The sequence below is a fragment of the Micromonospora sp. WMMD964 genome, assembly GCF_029581455.1.
In the GTDB taxonomy this organism is placed as follows: Bacteria; Actinomycetota; Actinomycetes; order Mycobacteriales; family Micromonosporaceae; genus Micromonospora.
Map to the genome: position 1 here is coordinate 1,173,152 of NZ_CP120860.1, position 22,321 is coordinate 1,195,472.

A 22,321-nucleotide genomic window follows, 5' to 3' on the forward strand; every position below is an offset into this window, starting at 1 on the left:
TCGTCGTGTAAGAATCCTCGCCGAGGTGAGGCGACATCGACGGCCTACTCTGGACGATGCTGTTGCCCCTGGTCGGCTTCGTTGCGCTGACCGCGGGCAACGCGTTCTTCGTCGCGGCCGAGTTCGCGCTGGTCACGGTCGACCGCGCGGAGATCGACCGGCGGGCGGCCGGGGGTGACCAGGCCGCTCTGACGGTACGCACGGCGCTGCGCGAACTCTCCTTCCAGCTCTCCGGCGCGCAGCTCGGCATCACCATCACCGCGCTGCTCACCGGTTACCTGGCCGAACCGGCCCTGGCCCGGATCTTCACCCCGCTGTTGCGCCCGATGGTCGGCGAGAACACCGGGCGGATCACCCCGTTCCTCGCGTTGGCCCTGGCCACGCTGATCTCCATGCTCTTCGGCGAGTTGGTGCCGAAGAACGCCGCCCTGGCCCGGCCGATGCCCGCGGCGCTGGCCACGGCCGGCCCGATGCACGCCTTCTCCCGGACGTTCGGGTGGCTGATCCGGGGGTTGAACGGATCGGCGAACCGGCTGGTGCGGGCGTTCGGCGTGGAGCCGCAGGAGGAGTTGGCGAGCGCCCGCTCGCCGGAGGAGCTGGGACTGCTGGCGGCCATCTCGGCCCGGGCGGGTGCGTTGCCGACGGACACCGCGATGCTGCTGCGCCGCACCATCCGGTTCGGCGACAAGCGGGCCGCGGAGGCGATGACCCCCCGGGTGGACGTCGTCGCGCTGCGCGCCACCGCCACCGTGGCCGAGCTGCTGGAGGCGTCCCGGCGCACCGGACGGACCCGCTTCCCGGTGTACGAGGAGACCCTCGACCTGGTCACCGGGGTGGCCGGTGTGCCCGACGCGCTGGGCGTTCCGCTGGCCGCCCGGGCGTCGACGATGGTCGGCGCGGTGGCCCGCGAGCCGGTGTACGTGCCGGAGAGCCTCGATCTGGACGGCGTGCTCGCCGCGTTGAAGGCCGCCGGTGCCGACCTGGCCATCGTGGTGGACGAGTACGGCGGAACGGACGGCGTGGTCACGATCGAGGACCTGGTCGAGGAGTTGGTGGGTGAGATCGCCGACGAGTTCGACCCGGCGAGCGTGGACGACCACGGTGTGGTCGAGCTGACCGTGCCCGGTGGTGAGCGCACGGTGCTCGTCGACGGGGTGCTCCGCTTCGACGAGGTGGCCGAGCAGACGGGTTTCCGGCTGCCCGACGGGCCGTACGAGACATTGGCCGGGTTCCTGATGGCCCGGCTCGGGCACATCCCGCTGGCCGGTGAAACGGTCGAGGAGGGTGGCTGGGAGTTCACCGTGGTGGAGGTGGAACGCCACCGGATCGAGCAGGTCCGGGTGTTGCGCCCGGCGGAGCCCGACGACGATGACTGAGCTGCTGGTGACCGCGGTGCTGCTGCTCGGCAACGGGTTCTTCGTGGGCAGCGAGTTCGCGCTCATCGCCTCCCGGCGGACGGTGATCGAGCCGCTGGCCGCGGGGTCGAAGCGGGCCCGCTGGGCGCTGTCGGCGATGAACCAGATCCCGCTGATGATCGCGGGCGCGCAGCTCGGCATCACGGTCTGCTCGTTGGGTCTGGGCGCGATCGCCGAGCCGGCCCTGGCGCACCTGCTGGAGCCGCCGTTCCACGCGGCCGGTCTGCCCGAGGGCGCGGTACACCCGGTGGCGTTCGTGCTGGCCCTGGGCGTGGTGGTCTTCCTGCACACGGTCGTCGGCGAGATGGTGCCGAAGAACATCACGTTGGCCGGTCCGGAGGTGTCCGCGCTCTGGCTCGGCCCGGCGATGCTGGCGTTCTGCGTGGCCACCAAACCGCTGCTGCTCGCGATGAAGTGGGCGGCCCGCCGGGTGCTCGCTTTCTGGCGCATCGAGGCGTCCGAGGCGGTGAAGACGGTGTTCACCGCCGAGGAGTTGGCCGGGCTCGTCGCGCAGGCGCGTACGGAGGGCCTGCTCGACGAGGAGCAGCACGTCCGGATCACCGGCGCGCTGGCCCTGCACAGTCGAACGGCGGCGGACGCGCTGCAACCGTGGTCGACGGTGGTCACGGTGGCCGAGGACGTGTCACCGGCGTCACTGGAGGTGCTGGCGATGCGGACCGGCCGGTCCCGGTTTCCGGTGGTGCAGCGGTCGACCCGCCGGGTGCTCGGGTTCGTGCACGTCAAGGACGTGCTCGGGTACGCCGGGCGCGGTCGCCGGTCGCCGGTGCCGGCCGAGGTCTACCGGCCGCTGGCGGTGGTGCCGCCGGAGCGTACGCTGGCCGACCTGCTGCTGGCCATGCGCCGGGAGCGGCGGCACATGGTGCTGGTCAGCGACGGCCGGCGCCCTCTCGGGGTGGTCACCCTCGACGATGTATTGACCGCAATCGTTGGATGAATGACCAATACCCTTGGTGTGCAAGCAGTTGCACGACAGTGATGGTTCCTATGCCCGCCTTGATTACCGCTGCGAGCTTCCCTAATGTGAGGCACCGACCGCTGTGGGTCGTCTGCCTCGGCCCTTCCCTCACGCGAGGCGCCCGGCGGTCGGTTGCAAAGGAGTCGGTGCCGGTGGCAACCATGCCCCCTCATCGTCACGACCTGAAAACGTCTGCTCGACCAGGGCGCCTCCGCCGTGGCGCCCACCGCCTGCTTGTCCTGGTCGCCGCCGCCGCAGTCGGCGCCGGTCTGCTCGCCGCGCCGGCGCACGCCGAGCCCACGGTCGACGAGATCGAGGCGCAGATCGACAAGAAGTGGGAGCAGTTGGAGCCCACGATCGAGCAGTACAACAAGGTTCGGGCGCAGCTGAAGGTCAATCGACAGAAGTCGGCGGACCTGCAGAAGAAGATCGAGCCGCTCGCGTTGCAGAGCGAGCTGGCGCTCAACCGGGTCGGCGACCTCGCCTCCCGCTACTACATCTCCGGCCCGTCGCACGACATCGGGTCGCTGCTGGTCAGCGTCAAGCCGGACACGCTCACCGAGCAGCTCACCGTCCTCGACCGCCTGGCCGCGCAGGAGCGCAAGGAGGTCGAGGGCGTGCTGGCCGTGCGGGCCAAGTACGACGGTGAGAAGCAGAAGCTGGACACCCTGATCGCCACCCAGACCAAGCAGCAGAACGATCTGGCGGCCAAGAAGAAGCAGATCGACGCGGACATCAAGCAGCTCGAAGCGTCGCTGCCGAAGACGACGGTCAAGACCGCCGGCTGCCCGACCATCAACGGCGTGGTCGCCGCCGCCGCCCAGAAGGCGATCAAGACCGCCTGCCAGCAGGTCGGCGACCCGTACGTGTGGGGCGCCACCGGGCCGAACTCGTTCGACTGCTCGGGCCTGACCCAGTACGCCTACAAGTCGGCCGGGATCAGCCTGACGCACCACACCGGTGACCAGTGGCACGAGGGCAAGGCCATCTCGAGGGCCGATGCCCGCCCCGGTGACCTGGTCTTCTTCTTCAGCGACCTGCATCATGTCGGCCTCTATCTGGGCAACGACCAGATGGTGCACGCACCGCGCGCCGGCAAACCTGTGCAGGTGGCCAGCATCAACAACATGCCGGTCGCGGGGTTCCGCAGACCCGGCTGATCCACCAGCGTGCAGAGGGCCCTCGGTCGGACGACCGGGGGCCCTCTGTCGTCGACGGACCCCTCCCCACCCTCCGTGGCTCCGTCCAACCGGTACGGAGTGTCACCGTCGCACGGGTTGCGGATCGGTAACAGGCGTCTCTACTCTGGTCATTCGTCGGCCCGATAGCAGCTCCGCCCAGCCCGGGCGGTAACGGACCGACACCGCCGAGTCGTTTCCGAGCGAACCGGGGACCCAGGTCCCTCGGGGTGAATCCGCAGCCACTGCGGTAGGGCGCCGACTTCCCGCCCGAACCCGTCAGCTAACCCGGTAGGCGGTCAGGAAGAAGGAGTACGGAACCCCGGTGGCACTCCATGCCCCGCGGCCGTCGTCCGAGCGGTCGGCAGCAGCCGACCCGACGCCGATCGTGCCGCGCCCACGCTGGTCCCGCTTCACCACCGCTCTCGCCGCCCTGGTCGGCGTCGCCGTCGTCCTGACCGGCAGCGCCACGGCGGCCCACGCCGACCCGTCCGTCGCCGAGATCGAGCGCCAGATCGACGAGGACTGGAACAAGCTCGAACCGATCATCGAACGGCACAACGCCACCCGGGCCGACCTCGCCGTCAAGCGCAAGCAGGCGGACGCCCTGGCCACCCGCATCGCCCCACTCGAACAGCAGGTCGACGCCGCGATGGACAAGGTCAGCGCGCTGGCCGTGCGGGCGTACAAGGGCGAAACCGTCTCGACGGTCAACGCGATGTTGGGCAGCCGGTCACCCAGCGAGGTGGTCAGTCAGCTCGAGATGCTCGACCGGTTCGCGCACAACCAGCAGCGGGACGTACGCGAGGTGGCCGACCTGCGTGACGAGCTGGCCGCGCAGAAGGCGCCGTTGGACGAGATGGTGGCCCAGCTGACGCGCACCGAGGCGCAGTTGGCGGCGAAGAAGAAGCAGATCAACGAGGAGATCGACCGGCTGCAGAAGCTGCGCCTCAAGGTGTACGGCAGCGGCGGCGGCGGTCCGTTGCGCCCGGCGCCCTGCCCCGGCAGTTATCCCGGCGGCGCTGCGGGCATCGCGGTGAAGTTCGCCTGCGCGCAGATCGGCAAGCCCTACGTGTGGGGCGCCGAGGGTCCGAACTCGTACGACTGTTCCGGGCTCATGCTGGCCGCCTGGGCGAAGGCCGGTGTGTCGTTGCCCCACAACGCCGCCGCACAGAGTCGCGTCACCAAGGACGTCAGCAAGGGCGACCTGCGCCCCGGTGACCTCGTCTTCTACTACAGCGACATCCACCACGTCGGTATGTACGTCGGCGGCGGCTGGGTGGTGCACGCCTCACAGGCCGGCCAGCCGGTCAAGATGAAGAAGGTCGACGACGGCCCGATCCACAGCTACGGCCGTCCCGGCTGATCGTCCAGTGATCGAAGGGCCCGTCGCGATCCGTTGCGGCGGGCCCTCGTCGTCACGGGTTCAGCGGGTCGGCCAGGTGCGCCAGTGCTGCCAGGCGCGGCTCGGCGTCGGGCCCCGCTGGCCCTGGTAGCGGGATCCGTAGACCACCGACCCGTACGGGTGCTCGGCCGGCGAGGAGAGCCGGAAGATGCACAGCTGCCCGATCTTCATGCCCGGCCAGAGGGTGATCGGCAGGTTCGCGACGTTGGAGAGCTCCAGCGTCACGTGACCGGAGAAGCCCGGGTCGATGAAACCGGCGGTGGAGTGCGTGAGCAACCCGAGTCGGCCCAGCGAGCTCTTGCCTTCGAGTCGGCCGGCGAGCTGGTCGCCCAGGGAGATGACCTCCAGCGTCGAGGCGAGCACGAACTCCCCCGGGTGCAGCACGAACGGCTCGCCGTCGGGCACCTCGACCGCCGAGGTGAGGTCGTCCTGCTGCATCGCCGGGTCGATGTGCGTGTAGAGGTGGTTGTTGAAGACCCGGAACAGCCGGTCGAGTCGGACGTCGATGCTGGAGGGTTGGACCAGAGTGGGCTCGAACGGCTCCAGGCCCAGCGTGCCGGCCTTGATCTCGGAGACCAGGTCGCGGTCGGAGAGCAGCATCGGACCACCATAGCCGCGCTGCGGAAAGCGGACGGATTCGGTGCCGGTGACCAGCGAGTCGAGGTCGCTCCTCGTACATTTGTTCGATAGAATGTCGGCATGGCATCCTGGTCCGATTTCGCCGCCGACGAGCCCCGACTCGCCGACGGGATCCGCGTTCTCCTCCAGCAATACGGGCCGGGCTTCGGCTACCTGGCCACGGTCCGCGCCGACGGTGGGCCCCGGGTTCATCCGGTCTCCCCGGTCATCACGGACGAAGGTCTGTTCTGCTTCATCATCGACTCCCCGAAGCGCCGTGACCTCGAACGCGACGGCCGTTACGCGCTGCACTCGTTCCCCCCGGAGGAGAGCGACGACGAGGCTTACCTGGCGGGGCGGGCTCGTCCGGTGACCGATCCGGTCCGGGTGGCACGCCTGGCACAGGGCTCCCGGGCAGAGCCGCAGGCCGACTGGCGGCTGTTCGAGTTCACCGTCGACGTGGCCATGCTGACCCGCCGCGAGCAGCACACCACCGGCGTTCCGGGGGTCACGCCGACCCGACCGGCGGTCCGGGTCTGGCTCGACCCGCACGCCCCGTCGGCGGCGGCCGCGCCGGTCGCCGTGTCCCAGGCCCGCCCGACCCGCATCAGCCGCGACGTCCAGTGCACGGCCGCCTGACCAGGGCCGGAGACGACCCCAGGTGTACGCCCACCCCAGCCCACCCCCTCTCATGATCCACTCGGCTTCGGTGAAGTCGTGGTGTCCCGGCGGCCCGGATGCCCCGACTTCCGGGAAGCCGAGTGGATCAGTGGCGGGCTGGGGAGCCTGGGTGCGCCGTCCCCGCGTCTCGGGTACAGTGGTGCCGCTTGCGGGTGTAGTTCAATGGCAGAACATCAGCTTCCCAAGCTGACAGTGCGGGTTCGATTCCCGTCACCCGCTCCACTGCGAAGGCCCTGACCGGGACGTGAGTCCCGGTCAGGGCCTTCGATGTTCCGCCGCCAACGAACGCCTGACGGGCCATCCACGGGCCACCCGCCACGCTTCCTCCCCTTGCCCCCGGCCGGAAGCCAGAAGGTCGAGCGGACGCCGTGCCGATGGGACCACGACGAGACCCGGGCGGCCCGGCCGCGGTGGCCGGGCCGCCCGGGTGCGCCGGAACGGCGCCGAGGAGTATCAGCAGGTCTGGATCCAGCGTGACCTGACGCCCGCGTCCAGCGTCACCTCGTCACCCGTAGCCACGGTGACCCAGTCGGTGTGGCCGTAGTTGGCGCCACCGGTCTCGTTCCAGTAGTAGATCAGGTCCGAGTCGATCGAGTCGATGAACTCGTGCGGGTCGTACACGTGAAACTGCACCCGGTAAGTGCCCGGGCGGACGTACGTCGTGAAGGTGCCGTCGGGGTTGATGGTGGTCAGCCCGCCGGAGCCGGACGAGCCGGGTTGCGGCGTCACCTCAATGCGGTAGATCCCTTCGTAGCCGACCGGGGCGCCCACCTCGCACGTGTCCCACACGCGGTTGTTGTTGCCGTCCACCCAGACGGTGCCGCGGACGATCGCCCCCTGCTCGACCGTGACGGTGTGCCGCGCCGTGTTGTTCTCCAGGGTCGTCTCCGGCAACGTCGTCGCCGCGGTCGCCTCCATCGTCACGACGTCGCCGACGGTGGTGGAGGTGAGGATTCCGCCGTAGTGCAGCTGCTCGCTCGTCTCGCCCGGCCGCAGCGGGGTGTGGATGCAGCGCCAGCCGGTCCGGCCGTCGGCGACGTCGTCGCCGAACGCGCAGTCCCACCCCTCGCTCCACTTCTCCGAGCCCTGCATCCCGTCCGGCACCGGGATGGTGACGGTCACCTCGCCCGAGGGGGAGTTCCCGGAGTTCCGGAGAGACGTGGAGACATTCACATACTCGTTCGGGAGGAGCTGCTGGCTGGTCGCGGCGGGCACGAACTCGAGGTCCATCGTGCTGGGGATGTAGCGCACGCTCGCCTGGCCGATGTTGTTGGCGGTCGACGACTCCGTACCGGTCTTCGCCGTGGCGGTGACGGTCGCCACGTCTCCGGCGGTGCCGGGCGGCAGCCCGAACGGCAGATTCAGGGTGTCGGCGATCTCCCCGGCGGCCAGGGGGGCGTGTGCGCAGGTCGCGGTGCCCTGCAGGTCACAGCTCCAGCTCGGCGGGATCACGAACCCATCGGAGGAGAACCAGGCGCCCGCCGGCAGCGTGAACACCACGGTCACGTCCTGGCTGGCCTTCGTCCCGGAGTTGCGGACGTCGAGGGTCAGGGTCGACCAGCCACCGGTGGCCGGCACCTCGACGGTGTCGACGGAGGCGGCGACCACGAGGTCCGCCCGGGAGGGGGCGGCGCCCGCCGGGACAGTGGGCAGCAGGCCGGTGGTGAGCCCGGCCAGCGCGCCGACCAGGAGACTGCTACGGAGCAGGTGCTGACGGGTGGAGCGGAATTGAACGGACATCAGGTCCTAACGTCGGAGGGATCGACCGGGCCGGCGGTCCCAGTCCTCGGGATCGTCGGCGTCTGTCCGATAGAGCGCCAAGATCGTGACCTTCGTTACGTCGGCGCCGGCGGGCTCTCCGACCGCCGGACCTCGGCAACGCGGGTCGCTCTCACGTCCATGGCAAGATCTGCCACGTGCAGGTCGGGTTACTTGGTCCATTCGAGGTTCGCACTGACGACGGCACCGTCACCGACGTGCCCGGCGTGCGGCTGCGCGGGCTGTTGACCGCCCTCGCGCTGAGCCCGGGCCACGTGGTCCCGAAGGCGACTCTCGTGGACTGGATCTGGGGTGAGAACCCGCCCACCGATGCGGCGAACGCCCTGCACCGTCTGGTGTCCCGGTTGCGGAAGCTGCTGCCGGACGGTGCGATCGAAGGGCTGACGGACGGATACCAGTTGACCGTGGCACCCGATCTCGTCGACGCCGTACGGTTCGAGCGCCTCGTCGGTCAGGCGCGCGACGACGATGGGCCGCAGCGGGTCCGGCGGCTCCGCGAGGCCCTCGCCCTGTGGCGGGGTACGGCCATGCAGGACGTCGGTGTGACCGACAGCGCGGCGTTCGAGGCGGCGGTCACCCGGCTGGAGAGGCTGCGCCTGACCGCCGTGGAGGATCGCTTCGACGGGGAGATCGACCTGGGGCACGGTCCGGAGCTGGTCGAGGAGTTGACCGATCTGGTGGCCGCGCATCCGGTGCGGGAACGGCTCGTCATGTTGTTGATGCGTGCGCTCGCCGCGAGCGGTCGGGACAACGAGGCGCTGCTGGTGTACCAGCGCACGAGCGAGGCCCTGGCCGACGCGTTGGGCGTCGATCCGTCGCCGGAGCTGTCGGCGGTGCACGTGGCGTTGCTGCGGGGCGAGCTGGGGCGGCGGGAGGAGAACCGCAAGACGAACCTCCGGGCCGAGTTGAGCAGTTTCGTCGGCAAGGACGACGCTGTCGCCCAGGTGGGTGCGCTCGTCGCCGAACACCGGCTCACGACGCTGATCGGACCGGGCGGCTCGGGGAAGACCCGACTGGCCACGGAGACCGCGCGCCTGATGCTCGGCGACCTGCCGGACGGGGTCTGGTTGGTCGAGCTTGCGGCGATCGGCGCGGACGGTGACGTGGTGCAGGCGACGCTCGCCGGGCTAGGGCTCCGGGATGCTCTGCTCGGCGAGGCACCGAGCATGGAGCTGATCGATCGACTCGTCGCCGCGATCCGGGAGCGGGAGGCGCTGCTGATCCTGGACAACTGCGAGCACGTGATCGAGTCGGCGGCGGTGGTCGCCCATCGGCTTCTCGGAGAGTGTCGGCGGCTGCGGATCCTGGCGACGAGCCGGGAGCCGCTGGGCATCACGGGTGAGGCGTTGTGGCCGGTCGCGCCGCTGGCCCTGCCGGCCCTCGACGCCGGCCCGGCCGAGATCGAGTCCTCTCCCGCGGTCCGGTTGCTGCGGGACCGGGCGGGGGCGGTGCGCAGGGATCTGGCGGTCGACGCCCATACGTCGGCGACGATGGCGCGGGTGTGTCGGGCGCTGGACGGGATGCCGCTGGCGATCGAACTGGCGGCGGCCCGGTTGCGCACGATGTCCGTCGACCAGCTCGCCAGGCGGCTCGACGACCGCTTCCGACTGTTGACCGGCGGCAGCCGCACCGCGTTGCCCCGGCATCGAACGCTGCGCGCCGTCGTGGACTGGAGTTGGGAGCTGCTGACCGACGCCGAACGGGCGGTCCTGCGCCGGCTGTCGGTGTTCTCCGGCGGGGTCGGTCTGGAAGCTGCCGAACGGGTCTGCGCCGACGACGTGGTCGAGCGGGAGGAGATGCTCGAACTGCTCACCGCGCTCGCCGAGAAGTCACTGCTGATCGCCGAGGGCGACGAGGCTCCGCGCTACCGGATGCTCGGCACGATCAGGGAGTACGCCGCGCAGCGGCTCGCCGAGGCCGGTGAATCGGATCGCGCGCGCCACGCACATCTGGCCTACTTCACCGACCTCACCGAGACGGCGGAGCCGCACCTTCGCCGCGCCGACCAGGTGAGCTGGCTTGCCACCCTCGAACCCGAACACGACAACATCGCTTCCGCGATGCGCGGCGCGCTCGCCACCGGTGAGGCGGACGCGGCGATGCGGCTGGCCGCGGGCGCCGGCTGGTACTGGTGGCTCGGCGGTCACCGGACCGAGGGCATGGAGCTGGTCACGGCGGCCACCGAGGTGCCCGGCGAGGTGAGCGACGAGATCCGGGCCACCGTGTACGCACTCGTCGTGCTCTTCCTGAACTCCGGGCCGGGCGACGAGCGCCAGGCCGCGGAGTGGATTCACCGGGCGTACGAGGTCAGCCGACGTAGTCGCGGCAGCCACCCGGGCGTGGCGCTCGTCGTCCCGCTGGAACGGATGCTGCGGGCTCCGGACGCGATCCTGGCCGCGTGGGAGCCACTGCTCGACGAGCAGGATCCCTGGGTACGCGCGCTGGCGCGGCTGCAACTGGGCAAGATGCGGATCCTTCTCGGCCAGTACGGGCCGGAGGTGGACGCGTGTTTCGAGTCGGCGCTCGCCGAGTTCCGGGCCCTCGGCGACCGGTTCGGGATCTCGTTCGCCCTGACCGAGTTGGCGGAGCTGATCGCCGTACGCGGTGAGTTCGCCGGTGCCTGTGGGTACTACGACGAGGCGATCGCGGTGGTGACCGAGGTCGGCACCGTCGAGGACGTCATCCGGATGCGCTCGCGACAGGCTCAGCTGTACTGGCTGTTGGGCGACGAGGAGGCCAGCGCGTCGGCGCTGGCCGAGGCGCGGCGGTACGCGAGACGGGTCACCTGGCCCGGCGCGCTGGCCATGTTGGCGCTGTCGCAGGCGGAACTCGCCCGTTGGCGTGGCGATGCCGAGGAGGTGGTCCGGCAGATCGACGTCGCGGCCGGCCTGTTGCGCGACGAGGCCGGACAGGCACACATCCGTGTGGTGACGCACGACCTGCTCGGGTACGTCGCCGACGACCTCGACGAGGTCCGCCGGCAGCGCTCCTCGGCCTGCGCGGCGGCGGCCGAGACGGGGCACGCGCCGACGATCGCGCAGGTGCTCGTCGGAGTCGCGGACCTGGCCCTGCGGCGTGACCAGGTCGACCAGGCCGCGCGGCTGCTCGCGGCGAGCACCGCCGTACGCGGACGGCCGGATCGTTCCCACCCGGACGCGGTCCGGGTCGAGCAGACAGTGCGGCGCCGCCTCGGCGATGGGGGTTTCGCAGAGGCGGCGCTGGAGGGCACTCGGTCGCACTGGAAAGAGTTGGTCGCGGTCACGCTCGCTTCGTGAACGTGGACCGCGCCCACAGGTAGCCGACGAGCGCGATGGCGACGCACCAGACGAGGGCGGGGATCACGTCGCCGGCGGACGGCGTGCCGTTCAGGAAACCGCGCAGGGTCTCGATGATCGGCGTGAAGGGCTGGTATTCGGCGAACTCCCGGAGCCCCGGCCCCATCTTGTCGGCGGGCACGATCGCGCTACTGAAGAACGGCAGCATGACCAGCGGTACGGAGGCCAGCCCGGCGGTCTCCGGCGACTTCGCCGACAGGCCCAGCGCGACGGTGAGCCAGCCTGCGGCGAAGCCGAGCAGCACGATGATGCCGATCGCGCCGAGCCAGCCGAGGAGAGTCGCCGACGGGCTGAATCCGAGCAGGAACGCCACCCCGACGAGGGCTGCGATGGCGACTAGGTTGGTCAGCACACTGGCGACGACGTGACCGGTCAGCACCGCGCCCCGGGAGACGTGCATGACCTTGAACCGGTTGATGATGCCCTTCGTCATGTCGGAGTTCACCGCGGTCGCGGTGGCTCCCAGCCCGTAGCAGACCGCCAGCAGCATCAGGCCGGGAGTCGCGTAGTCGATGTAGTCGACACCGACGCTGAAGGCGTCGCCGAACATGTACACGAACATCAGCATGATCACGATGGGCATCAGCACCGCGTTGAACACCGAGGTCGGGTTGCGGGCGATGTGCTTGAAGTTGCGGCGCAACATGACGATCGAGTGGGACTTGGCGCTCATTTCGCTGCTACCTCCTGGGTGCGGGTGCCCGTCAGGGCGAGGAAGACGTCATCGAGGTCCGGCGTCTGCACGGAGAACCCCTCGGCACTGATCGCGTACTCGTCGAGTCGGTCCAGCAGGGCGCGCAGCGAGGCCGTCCCGCCGTCGCTGGGCACCCTCAGGGCCAGTGCCTCGTCGTCCCGGGTGGAGTCGCCGAGCACCCGGGCGGCCGCGTCGAGTTCCGCGACGGTGGCGAACCGGAGCCGGACGTGGGTGCCGGGGATCTGGCGCTTGAGCTCGTCGGGCGTGCCCTGGGCGACCAGACGACCCTGGTCGAGTACGGCGATCCGGTCGGCGAGCTGGTCGGCCTCTTCGAGGTACTGCGTGGTGAGGAAGATCGTCACCCCGTCGGCGACGAGGTCGCGGATGATCGACCACATCGTGCGTCGGCTGCGCGGGTCCAGACCCGTCGTCGGCTCGTCGAGGAAGATGATCCGTGGGTCGCCGACGAGGGTCATCGCCAGATCCAGCTTGCGGCGCATCCCCCCGGAGTAGGTCGACGCCGGCTTCTGCGCCGACTCCGTCAGGTCGAACCGTTCCAGTAGCTCAGTGATGATCCGCTTGCCGTCCTTGGCCGGTACCGGGCTGAGATCCACCATCAGTTGGAGGTTCTCCCGACCGGTCAGCAACTCGTCCACCGCCGCGAACTGGCCGGTGACTCCGATCGCCGCACGTACGGCCTTGGCCTGGGTGGCGGCGTCGTGTCCGGCGACGCGTACGGTCCCACCGTCGGCTTTCACCAACGTGGTGAGCACGTTCACCGTCGTCGTCTTGCCGGCCCCGTTCGGGCCGAGTAGGGAGAAGATGGTGCCCGTCGGGACGTCCAGGTCGATGCCGTCGAGCACGACCTTGTCCTTGTAGGCCTTCCGCAGTGCGGAGACCGCAATCGCTGAACTCGTCATGCGGTCTACCATCGGCGGCCGGCCTGTCACCTCCCTGACGCGGCTCTGACACGACCACTGACACGGAGATCCGCCCAGGTGACGACACCGGCGGGATCGACCGTGGTGGTATCGCGTCGGCTCCGACGCGGCTACTGTCCGGCGTGGAGGTGGTCCGTGTTCACCGAGGCGTTTCCGATCGTGACGACACCTGACCTGCCACGACTGATCGGGTTCTACCGCGACGTGGTCGGCTTCGAGCTGACCTACCGGTTCCCCGAGGACGGCGAACCGGAGTTCGTCGCGCTACGCCTGGGCAACAGCGAGTTGGGCCTGGCCGCCGACCCGGACGCCGGCGATCCGGCGCACTCGCACCGGTGGGAGCTGTGCGTCTACGCCGACGACTGCGACGCCGCCGTGACCGCCCTGCGATCGGGTGGTGCGACGGTCACCGAGGAGCCTGTCGACCAGCCGTGGGGTGAACGGTCCGCCCGGGTCATGGACCCCGACGGCAATCGCATGCTGGTGCTGTCCCGCCTGCCCTAGGGCCGTGGACAGTTTCCGTCACGACGTGGCGGAAACTGTCCACGATCCGTGGCGATCAACCCGCGTCGCCGATCATCGTCGCCAGAAGAGGAGATGGGTGACTCCGCTGGCGCTGGGCACCGACTCCAGGTGGAAGCGGTCGAGGAGATCGTCGGGGCTGTCCCACAACCGCTCGCCCCGCTCGAGGTCGACGGGCGCGACGGCGATGTGCATCGTGTCGACCAGGTCGGCCTCGAGGAACTCGCGGATGGTGGCGACTCCACCACCGAGGCGTACGTCCCGGCCGTCGGCTGCCTGCTTCGCCCGGGCCAGTGCCTCGGCCGGGCTGGCGTCGAGGAAGTGGAACGTGGTGTCGGCCAGGGTGAACGACGGACGTACGTGGTGGGTGAGCACGAAGACCGGCGTGTGGAACGGCGGGTTGTCCCCCCACCAGCCCTGCCAGTCATGGTTCTCCCAGGGGCCACGCTGTGGGCCGAACTTGTTGCGACCCATGATCTCCGCACCGATGTTGCACTCGGCGTCCCGGGTCAGGTAGTCGTCCAGGCCCCGGGTGCCACCGGGCTCGGTGCGGTACACGAAGCTGGCGGTGGCGGACCGCCAGGAGAACAGCGGAGTCGGGTCGGCGTGGCCGAAGGGCCGTTCCAGGCTCTGCCCCTCTCCGGTGCCGAACCCGTCCCGCGAAACGTTGAAGCACTGCACCCGCAGCAGTTGCGGCATCTTCGTCTCCTCCTGGATCAACCGTGTCACCTGGTCACCGTCGGACCGCCGCCGCTGCCCCGGTCGTCGAGCATCAGCGGGGCTCGACCGTTCACGGCGTACCGGATATGGGTGACCTCCGGTGTCTGGATGACGCGGGTCGGCGTCAGCTCGATCGCCTCCTTCTCGGCGAGGTCGAGGTCCGCGTCGAACAGTCGCAGGCCGCTGCCGAGCACTACCGGCACGATGTGCAGCTCCAACTCGTCGAGCAGACCCGCCTTGAGGACCTGCCGCACCAGGCTGCCGCCTCCGGCCACCGCGACGTTCTTGCCACCGGCCACGGCACGCGCCTGCTCGACGGCGCTGGCCACCCCGCCGGTCACGAAGGTGAAGCTGGTGCCTCCCTGCCGCAGCAGACGCTCGCGGGGGCGGTGGGTGACGACGAAGACCGGTGCGCGAAACGGTGGCTCGTCACCCCAGGGCACCTCACCGCCGTCGGCCATCCGGCGTCCCATCACGTACGCGCCGGCGGCCTCGAACGTCTCGGCGATCACGTCGGAGTTGGTGTCCTGCTCGCCGCCGGTGAAGCCCTGTCGTTCACGCCACGCCGATACCTCGGTCACCCAGCGGGTGACCCGGAAGAACCCGGCGCTCTCCGCCGAGTCCATCCAGTCGCCGTCGCCGTCGAACCGTGGGCCGGCGTAGAACCCGTCCACCGACACCGACAGCTGTGCGGTCACCTTCGTCATCGCGCTTGGTCCTCTCCTCGGATGGACACCTGTGCAGGTGCCGCTCGCCGAGAGGTCGGAGCCGGACGCGACGGCCCTACCGGAGGGGAGTGTGATCCACGTCACCTGAGGGCCCCCGGTGGCGCCCCGTCTAGGCTGGCGATCATGCGGATTGGCATCGTGATCCTCCCGGACCAGCGGTGGTCGGAGGCGCAACGTCGGTGGCGGCAGGTCGAGGAGTGGGGGTTCGACCACGCCTGGACGTACGACCACCTGGGTTGGCGGGACCTGGTCGACGGTCCGTGGTTCGACTCGATGGCCACGTTGACCGCCGCCGCGACGGTCACCTCCCGGATCCGGCTGGGCACCCTGGTGGCGTCGCCGAACTTCCGGCACCCCGCCGCGTTCGCCCGGCAGATCACCACTGTGGACGACGTCTCCGACGGTCGGTTACTGCTCGGCCTCGGCGCGGGTGGCATCGGTTTCGACTCGGCCGTGCTCGGCGGCGAGACTCTGCCACCGCGTCAGCGCGTCGACCGGTTCGCCGAGTTCGCCGAACTGCTGGATCTGATCCTGCGCGAGGACGGCACGACCTGGCGTGGTGACTGGTTCGCCGCAGTGGACGCCCGCAACAATCCCGGCTGTGTGCAGCAGCCCCGGGTGCCGTTCGTGGTGGCCGCCAACGGGCCGCGGTCGATGCGGCTGGTGACCCGGTTCGGCCAGGGTTGGGTGACCACCGGCACCGGTGACGACAACGACCTGGAGAGCTGGTGGGGCAGCGTGTCGGCGTTGTCGGCGCGGATGGACCGCTCGCTGGACGAGGCCGGCCGGGATCCGGCGACCCTGGACCGTTATCTCTCGATGGACTCCGCGCCGGTGTTCTCGCTCAGCAGCGCGCAGTTCTTCGCCGACCAGGTCGGGCGGGCCGCCGACCTGGGCTTCACCGACGTGGTGACGCACTGGCCGAGGGCCAGCAGCTGGTACGCGGGCGACGAGACCGTGCTGGCGGACGTGGCGACCCGACTACTCCCGGAGCTGCGCGGCTGAGCCGGTCGTCAGGTGCCGAGGTCGCCGCCGGCCACGCCGCCCTCGCCGCCGGAGACCAGCCGCAGGCGTAGGCAGACGATCGGGCTGTCGGCGTCCACAGGTGTGCCGAGCCGCGCCCAGTAGGCGGAGTGCCCGGCTCGCCACTCCTCGATCGACCGGTCCCCCTCGCCCTCGGCCTGGGCGAACTCCCACGGCACGTCGGCGAAACGGACCACCTCGACTCCGGTGATCTCCACGACGCCGACCAGCGCGTCGTCGTCGATCAGGGCCAGCCGTTCGCCGACGTGCTCCAACTCCTCGCCCTCCTCCGCGTACTCGGCGAGCCGACCGGCCGTCGCGGTCTTCACACCGGCCAGTACGAGGGTGTTGAGGGTCGTCCGCAGCTCGCCGGGGGTGCCGAGGGCGAGGGTGCGCAGTTCACCGATCCGAGGCCACATCCTGCCGAGGCTAGGCCAGTGCGCCCCGCACCGCCGCCGCATTCTGCCCGCCCGGCCCGGCCCGGTCAGATCAGCTGCCCCGCGTAGCCGGGGGCGGCGAGGAGGCGGTCGTCGCCACTGGCCGCGTGCGCGTCGAGCACCGCGTCGGCCAGCTTCACCACGTGTGCGTCGCCGTGCCGAGCCGCCCGGGCGAAGACCTCCGCCGGGGTCGCGGCGGTCACGAGAGGCGGCGCGATGCCGTCGGCTGGGGCGTACACCGAGGTCATGGCCGCCGTCGCGGCCCAGGCCGCGGCGAGGCTCGGCGCCCACAGCGCCCGGTCCAGAGCCGGCAGGGTACGCAGCACGGCGGTCGGCGCGGTGACCGCGTGCACCAGCATCACCGGCTCGGCGTGCCCGAAGCGCAGGTAGTTCAGACCGGCGCGGTGCACCAACGCGGTGAGCCCCTTCTCCGCCTCGGCCGGGCTCCGCGCGGGGCGCAGCGCCGCGAGCGCCGGTTCCCATCGGGGTACGCCAGGCAGCCGTCTCAACCGATCACGGACGCCCCCGCTCTGGTCGTCGATCCGGGGTAGACCGGCCAGTGCCGCGTCCACATCCATCTGCTCCGGGCCTGCGGAGGGATCGACGGAGCGGTCGGCGGGCATCCTGCCGGCGCCCGGGACCGGCTGCCAACGCGCGGCCCAGTAGCCGAGGGCCTGGCCCAGTTCGGTGAGCCGCGGCGGGGTCTGGTCGTCCGTTTCGAGCGCGCGTACGGCGTGCCCGACCCGGATCACCCCGTGGGTGGCACCTGCGGCGATGCCCGGCAGCAGTCGGGGCCACCAGGTCCCGAGCACGTCGCGCCACGGGTGTTCGCGCAGTTGCCGGTCGAAGTACGCCAGCCAGTCACCGGCCCGCTTCGCGTCACCCAGCGCGCTCCGCCAGTCGGTGATCGGGTGCAGCCCTCGGGGCAACTCGTCGAGTCGGCCGAGATAGTCGTCGAGCCAGCGGTGCACCCGCTGCTGGTGCCCGTGTCGGGCCAGCGCCTCGACGGCCATCGGCCCGTGGTTGGAGAGCCACCCCTCGAATTCGGGGCCGGTGCGGTGCAGTCGTTCGTACGCCTCGTCGAGAGTTCCGTCGCTCATGAGTCGATCGTCGGAGCTGAACCGTGCTTGAGGTCAAGCCGGCAGATCCGCGGCGTCGATCAGGCCGGTGATCCGTAGCTCGGCCGCGATCGCGGGCGGGCAGTCGACGGCCACCACGGCGGCGCCCAGCACCTCGGCGCCCCGTGCGGCGCAGATGTCGTGGAGGGCGCGGAGTTGCGCGCCGGTACGCACCCAGTCGTCCACCATCAGCACCCGGTCGCCGGGGCCGAGGTGGCGGTCCCGTACGGCCAGGTCGACCTGCCGGCCCCGATAGTCCGGTGGGCTCTGCGCCCAGGTGAGCGGCCCGGCCGGCAGTCGCCCGTCGCCGGGTTTGTGGGCGGCCACGAAGCCGACCCCGAGCGCGGTGGCGGCCAGGGGCCCGAGCAGCAGGCCGGTGACCGCCGGGGCGAGCACCACCGTCGGCCGGGCGGCCCGGTACGGCGCGACCAGGGCCGGCCCCAGTTCGGCCAGGACCGCCGGGTCCCGCCACCAACCGGAGATGTCGCTGACCAGGTGACTCGTGCCCGGCCCGGGGTCGATCCACCGGAACAGGGCGGCCAGGCGTTCGGTCAGTTCAGCGGGCATCCGCCCATCCTGCGGCACGGTCGGTGGACGCGCTGCGGCACCCGGGCCGCCCGGCCCACCCCGGGTCGGATGATCGGCCAAACGTACTGGTGCAAATGCGGGCATAGCACCATGATCACGTTGACTTCGGAAGTACTTCTCTCGTTACGGTCCGACCCGGTTTGTTCAGTCGACGAAAGGACCGGGCCGGTGGCAGGCAGGCACTCCCGTACCCGCATCTTCTCCTCTCCGGCGGGCATCGTGGCCACCGCGGCGGTCGGCGTCGCCCTCGCCGTCGGGGGCACGTTCGGTGCCGTGCAGCTGACCTCCGGCTCCGCCCAGTCGGGGCAGACGACCCTCGACCTCACCCCGACCACGGCCGCCGGCAGCCTCGCCCCCAGCTCGCCGGCCGCCTCGCCGAGTGCCAGCGCGTCCCCGAGTGCGTCTGCCAGCCCGTCGGCGACCCGATCCCAGCAGGCCGCCTCCCGGAGCAAGGCCCGCACCGCGTCGCCGAAGCCGAGCCCGACCGCCAAGAAGACCACGGCGGCGGCGAAGGTCCTGGACAGTGGCTCGTGTGGTGCCTCGTTCTACTCCGACGGGCAGCTCACCGCCAACGGCGAGTCCTTCAACCCGAGCGCACTGACCGCCGCGCACAAGACGTTGCCGTTCAACACCAAGGTCCGGGTGACCAACCCGGCCAACGGCAAGTCGGTGGTGGTGCGGATCAACGACCGGGGCCCCTTCATCGACGGCCGCTGCCTGGACCTCTCCCGGGCTGCGTTCGCCACCATCGCCTCCGTCGACGTCGGCGCGCTCACCGTCCGCTACGAGGTCCTGGGCTGAGCGGGACGGGTGACGTCGGTTCGGGCGCCGGATTGGCCCGCCCGGTCAGAACCTCCTCAGACGACGGGTCAGGTTCATTCACCGTTTCACGAGGATCAGGCAAACTGTCAGTCGTATCCACGCGATTCCTCCAGCCGGGCCGTCGCCCGCTGAGCCCCGGATCCCGCGCCGGCCTCGGCGCGGCCCTCGTTCTGCTCGCGATCGTGTCGGCGGTGGAGGCGGCGGACGGCCGGGTGGCGCACTACGTCGCGCTGCTGGCGGCCGTACCCTTCCTGGCCGCCGCACTGGCCTCCTGGCCGGTGGTGCTGGGGGTGGGCGTCGCGGCGACGGTGGTCGGGGCCGCCTTCGCCGTGGTCGAGCCGAAGATGTCGCTGGAGACCTCGGTCAGCGTGGTCGGGGTCGCGCTCGCCACCGGGTTGGCGGTGGCGGTGACCTCGGTCCGACAGCGGCAGGCGGAGCAGATCGTCGAGTTGACCAGGCTCGCCTCGGTCGCCCAGCAGGCGGTGCTACGCCCGCTCGGGCCGCAGGTCGGCACCCTCGCGGTCGCCGGTCGCTACATCTCCTCCACCGCGACCGCCGAGATCGGCGGTGACCTGTACGAGGCGATCGACACGCCCTACGGCGTCCGCATGATCATCGGTGACGTGCGGGGCAAGGGGCTGGACGCGGTCCGGCTGGCCAGCATCGTTCTCGGCTCGTACCGGCACGTGGCGTACGAGCGGGCCGACCTGCGCGCCGTCGTCGCCGACCTGGACCGCGCGGTCGCCCGCAACGTCGGTGACGAGGACTTCGTGACGGCGGCGCTGGTCGAGGAACGCGGCGGCACGCTCACCATCGTCAACTGTGGACACCCGCCGCCCCTGCTGCTGCGGCGTGGCGCGGTGATCCCGCTGGAACCGCCGGCCCCGGCCCCTCCGCTCGGGTTCATGCCGGTGGTCCGTCCCCGGGTCGAACGCCTGGAGCCCGGTGACCGGCTGCTGCTGTTCACCGACGGGCTCGGCGAGGCGCGGCGGGACGGCGAGTTCTTCCCCACCGCCGACCGGGCCTGGCGGCTGCTCGGCCACGGCACGGTCGCCAACGGGCTGGCCTCACTGGAGACCGCTCTGATCGAGTGGGTCCACGGCCGTCTGGACGACGACATCGCGCTGGTGCTGATGGAGTACGTCGGTGCCCGTACCGGCGCGGCCGCGGCCGTCCCGAGCTGGGAGGTCGGTGCCACCGAGGGCTGATTCCGCCCACCCGACGCTGCAGGTGTGTAATCGCCGTCACTCGGGTGATCCGCTTGTCGCTGGCTACCCGCGAGTAATACAGTGGGGGTTACTGATCGGTAACACTGTCCGGAAGCGGGGCCAGCGAGCATGACCCACTACAAGAGCAACCTGCGGGACCTTGAGTTCAACCTGTTCGAGGTCTTCGGTGCGGACCGGGCTTTCGGCCAGGAGCCGTACTCGGAACTCGACGCCGACACCGCCCGCAGCTTCCTCGCCGAGCTCGACCGCCTCGCTCGCGAGGACCTTGCCGCCAGCTACACCGACAGTGACCGCAACCCGCCGGTGTTCGATCCGGCCACGCACACCGCGCCGTTGCCGGCGTCGTTCAAGAAGTCGTACCAGGCATTCATGGACTCCGAGTTCTGGCGCCTCGACCTCCCGCCGGAGCTGGGTGGCACCAACGCGCCACGGGCCCTCTGGTGGGCGCTCGCCGAGCTGGTGCTCGGCTCGAACGCCCCCATCTGGATGTACGCCTCCGGCCCGTCGTTCGCGCACGTGCTGCACGTCGAGGGCACCGACCGGCAGAAGCAGTGGGCCAAGCTCTTCATCGACAAGCAGTGGGGCTCCACGATGGTGCTCACCGAGCCGGACGCCGGTTCGGACGTGGGCGCCGGCCGCGCCCGCGCGACGCAGCAGCCCGACGGGTCCTGGCACATCGAGGGCGTGAAGCGCTTCATCACCTCGGGCGAGCACGACCTGAGCGACAACATCGTGCACTACGTGCTGGCCCGCCCGGTCGGCGTGGAGGGCGTCGGTGGCCCGGGCACCAAGGGCCTGTCGCTCTTCGTGGTGCCGAAGTTCCACTTCGACGAGACCACCGGCGAGCTGGGTGAGCGCAACGGCGTCTACACCACGAACGTCGAGCACAAGATGGGCCTGAAGGTCTCCAACACCTGCGAGCTGACCTTCGGCGAGCACGGCGTACCGGCCAAGGGCTGGCTGCTCGGTGACAAGCACGACGGCATCCGGCAGATGTTCATGATCATCGAGTACGCGCGGATGCTCGTCGGCACCAAGGCCATCGCCACCCTCTCCACCGGCTACCTCAACGCCCTGGAGTACGCGAAGAGCCGGGTGCAGGGCGCCGACCTGATCCAGCAGGCGGACAAGGCCGCGCCTCGGGTCACCATCACCCACCACCCGGACGTGCGTCGCTCGCTGCTGCTGCAGAAGTCGTACGCCGAGGGTCTTCGTGCTCTGGTCCTCTACACCGCCTCCTGGCAGGACAAGGTCGCGATCGCCGAGGCAGCCGGCGACGAGAAGGCCACCAAGCTGGCCAAGCAGGTCAACGACCTGCTGCTGCCGCTGGTGAAGGGCGTCGGGTCGGAGCGGGCCTACGAACTGCTCGGGCACGAGTCGTTGCAGACCTTCGGCGGTTCCGGGTTCCTCCAGGACTACCCGTTGGAGCAGTACGTCCGCGACGCCAAGATCGACACTCTGTACGAGGGCACCACCGCCATCCAGAGCCTGGACCTGATCTTCCGCAAGATCGTTCGGGACAACGGCAAGGCGCTGATGGCGGTAGCCGGCGAGATCCAGGAGTTCATCTCCTCCGAGGCGGGCAACGGCCAGCTCAAGGAGGAGCGACAGGCGCTCGGTAAGGCGCTGACCGAGGTTCAGAACATCCTCGGCGTGATGACCGGCTGGCTGGGCGAGGCGCAGGGTGGCGACACCCGGGCGCTCTACAAGGTCGGCCTCAGCAGCCGCCGCTTCCTGCTGGCGATCGGTGACCTGGTCGTCGGCTGGCTGCTCCAGCGGCAGGCCGACGTGGCGCTGAAGGCCCTGGCCGGCGAGGTCTCCACCAGCGACAAGGCGTTCTACACCGGCAAGGTGGCCGCTGCCCGTTTCTTCGCCCGCGAGGTGCTGCCCCGCATCGGCGCCGACCGGCGGATCATCGAGGGTGCCGACCTCGACATCATGGACCTCCCGGAGGAGGCCTTCTGACCGTGCCACGGCACGGCTGACGGTCCCGGGTCCGCACCACCCGGGGTCGGCACCGACGGCCGGCGAGGGCTACCTGCCTCGCCGGCCGCCGCCGTTTCCGGTGGTAGCGCCTGCCGAGCCGCCACGGCACGTATGTGGCCGGCCCGG

20 protein-coding genes, 1 tRNA gene and 1 riboswitch are annotated in these 22,321 nt (G+C 70.5%); of the genes, 12 read left to right on the forward strand and 9 right to left on the reverse strand.

The annotated features are described in order from the left end of the window. The first annotated feature begins 56 nt into the window (after positions 1–56). The 4 genes from O7616_RS05530 (at position 57) to O7616_RS05545 (ending at position 4,935) form a co-directional block, all read left to right on the forward strand. Positions 57–1,376, forward strand: a complete 1,320-nt coding sequence (locus tag O7616_RS05530) for a hemolysin family protein (RefSeq protein ID WP_282305874.1) — start codon at positions 57–59, stop codon at positions 1,374–1,376. Then, a complete protein-coding gene (locus O7616_RS05535; RefSeq protein ID WP_282305875.1) occupies positions 1,369–2,370 on the forward strand; it encodes a hemolysin family protein in 1,002 nt (333 codons plus the stop codon). The genes O7616_RS05530 and O7616_RS05535 overlap by 8 nt, the downstream gene beginning before the upstream one ends. A gap of 167 nt (positions 2,371–2,537) precedes the next feature. Next, a complete protein-coding gene (locus O7616_RS05540) occupies positions 2,538–3,551 on the forward strand; it encodes a C40 family peptidase (RefSeq protein ID WP_282305876.1) in 1,014 nt (337 codons plus the stop codon). A gap of 194 nt (positions 3,552–3,745) precedes the next feature. Continuing rightward, positions 3,746–3,881, forward strand: a riboswitch (cyclic di-AMP (ydaO/yuaA leader). A 13-nt stretch (positions 3,882–3,894) separates the two neighbouring features. Next, positions 3,895–4,935: an NlpC/P60 family protein gene (locus O7616_RS05545; protein WP_282305877.1), complete on the forward strand. Its 1,041-nt coding sequence runs from the start codon at positions 3,895–3,897 to the stop codon at positions 4,933–4,935. Between the two features lie 60 nt (positions 4,936–4,995). On the opposite strand, the gene dcd is transcribed toward O7616_RS05545, so the two are convergent. Then, a complete protein-coding gene (gene dcd, locus O7616_RS05550; RefSeq protein ID WP_030332009.1) occupies positions 4,996–5,574 on the reverse strand; it encodes a dCTP deaminase in 579 nt (192 codons plus the stop codon). Positions 5,575–5,673: 99 nt separating this feature from the next. On the opposite strand from dcd, the gene O7616_RS05555 reads away from it, so the two are divergent. Together O7616_RS05555 and O7616_RS05560 are read left to right on the forward strand one after the other, a co-directional pair. Continuing rightward, positions 5,674–6,231, forward strand: a complete 558-nt coding sequence (locus O7616_RS05555; RefSeq protein WP_282305878.1) for a pyridoxamine 5'-phosphate oxidase family protein — start codon at positions 5,674–5,676, stop codon at positions 6,229–6,231. 190 nt (positions 6,232–6,421) lie between these two features. After that, positions 6,422–6,495, forward strand: a tRNA-Gly gene (locus O7616_RS05560). A 231-nt stretch (positions 6,496–6,726) separates the two neighbouring features. Here the strand turns inward: O7616_RS05560 and O7616_RS05565 are convergent. After that, a complete protein-coding gene (locus tag O7616_RS05565; protein WP_282305879.1) occupies positions 6,727–8,013 on the reverse strand; it encodes a hypothetical protein in 1,287 nt (428 codons plus the stop codon). A gap of 176 nt (positions 8,014–8,189) precedes the next feature. On the opposite strand from O7616_RS05565, the gene O7616_RS05570 reads away from it, so the two are divergent. Beyond that, positions 8,190–11,327 carry a BTAD domain-containing putative transcriptional regulator gene (locus tag O7616_RS05570; RefSeq protein WP_282305880.1) on the forward strand — a complete coding sequence of 1,046 codons (3,138 nt, stop codon included), beginning with the start codon at positions 8,190–8,192 and terminating at the stop codon, positions 11,325–11,327. Here the strand turns inward: O7616_RS05570 and O7616_RS05575 are convergent. Both O7616_RS05575 and O7616_RS05580 read right to left on the reverse strand, forming a co-directional pair. Then, positions 11,311–12,060: an ABC transporter permease gene (locus O7616_RS05575; RefSeq protein ID WP_269681705.1), complete on the reverse strand. Its 750-nt coding sequence runs from the start codon at positions 12,058–12,060 to the stop codon at positions 11,311–11,313. The genes O7616_RS05570 and O7616_RS05575 overlap by 17 nt on opposite strands. Further along, the gene (locus O7616_RS05580; RefSeq protein ID WP_282305881.1) at positions 12,057–13,001 is read right to left on the reverse strand and encodes an ATP-binding cassette domain-containing protein; all 945 of its coding nucleotides are present in this window, start codon (positions 12,999–13,001) and stop codon (positions 12,057–12,059) included. The genes O7616_RS05575 and O7616_RS05580 overlap by 4 nt, the downstream gene beginning before the upstream one ends. 180 nt (positions 13,002–13,181) lie before the next feature. Between O7616_RS05580 and O7616_RS05585 the strand changes: the two genes are divergently transcribed. Continuing rightward, positions 13,182–13,526: a VOC family protein gene (locus O7616_RS05585; RefSeq protein ID WP_282305882.1), complete on the forward strand. Its 345-nt coding sequence runs from the start codon at positions 13,182–13,184 to the stop codon at positions 13,524–13,526. A 72-nt stretch (positions 13,527–13,598) separates the two neighbouring features. Here O7616_RS05585 and O7616_RS05590 read toward each other — a convergent pair whose 3' ends face one another. Together O7616_RS05590 and O7616_RS05595 are read right to left on the reverse strand one after the other, a co-directional pair. Further along, entirely contained in the window at positions 13,599–14,273 is a 675-nt protein-coding gene (locus tag O7616_RS05590) for a dihydrofolate reductase family protein (RefSeq protein ID WP_282305883.1), read from the reverse strand. Next, entirely contained in the window at positions 14,270–14,971 is a 702-nt protein-coding gene (locus tag O7616_RS05595; RefSeq protein ID WP_282305884.1) for a dihydrofolate reductase family protein, read from the reverse strand. The genes O7616_RS05590 and O7616_RS05595 overlap by 4 nt, the downstream gene beginning before the upstream one ends. A gap of 144 nt (positions 14,972–15,115) precedes the next feature. On the opposite strand from O7616_RS05595, the gene O7616_RS05600 reads away from it, so the two are divergent. Then, entirely contained in the window at positions 15,116–15,997 is an 882-nt protein-coding gene (locus O7616_RS05600; RefSeq protein ID WP_282305885.1) for an LLM class flavin-dependent oxidoreductase, read from the forward strand. A gap of 8 nt (positions 15,998–16,005) precedes the next feature. Here O7616_RS05600 and O7616_RS05605 read toward each other — a convergent pair whose 3' ends face one another. From O7616_RS05605 to O7616_RS05615, 3 genes are all read right to left on the reverse strand, one after another. Continuing rightward, positions 16,006–16,434 carry an ASCH domain-containing protein gene (locus O7616_RS05605; RefSeq protein WP_282263400.1) on the reverse strand — a complete coding sequence of 143 codons (429 nt, stop codon included), beginning with the start codon at positions 16,432–16,434 and terminating at the stop codon, positions 16,006–16,008. Positions 16,435–16,499: 65 nt separating this feature from the next. After that, positions 16,500–17,552 (reverse strand): questin oxidase family protein, encoded by a 1,053-nt coding sequence (locus O7616_RS05610; RefSeq protein WP_282305886.1) that lies wholly within the window; start codon positions 17,550–17,552, stop codon positions 16,500–16,502. 33 nt (positions 17,553–17,585) lie between these two features. After that, complete coding sequence (locus O7616_RS05615; protein WP_282305887.1) at positions 17,586–18,137, reverse strand: phosphoribosyltransferase family protein; 552 nt, start codon at positions 18,135–18,137, stop codon at positions 17,586–17,588. A gap of 189 nt (positions 18,138–18,326) precedes the next feature. Here O7616_RS05615 and O7616_RS05620 point away from each other — a divergent pair, with 189 nt between their 5' ends. From O7616_RS05620 to O7616_RS05630, 3 genes are all read left to right on the forward strand, one after another. Next, a complete protein-coding gene (locus tag O7616_RS05620) occupies positions 18,327–18,959 on the forward strand; it encodes a septal ring lytic transglycosylase RlpA family protein (protein ID WP_282305888.1) in 633 nt (210 codons plus the stop codon). Positions 18,960–19,063: 104 nt separating this feature from the next. After that, a complete protein-coding gene (locus tag O7616_RS05625; protein WP_282264708.1) occupies positions 19,064–20,188 on the forward strand; it encodes a PP2C family protein-serine/threonine phosphatase in 1,125 nt (374 codons plus the stop codon). Positions 20,189–20,317: 129 nt separating this feature from the next. Further along, positions 20,318–22,174: an acyl-CoA dehydrogenase gene (locus tag O7616_RS05630; RefSeq protein WP_282305889.1), complete on the forward strand. Its 1,857-nt coding sequence runs from the start codon at positions 20,318–20,320 to the stop codon at positions 22,172–22,174. Positions 22,175–22,321 lie beyond the last annotated feature (147 nt).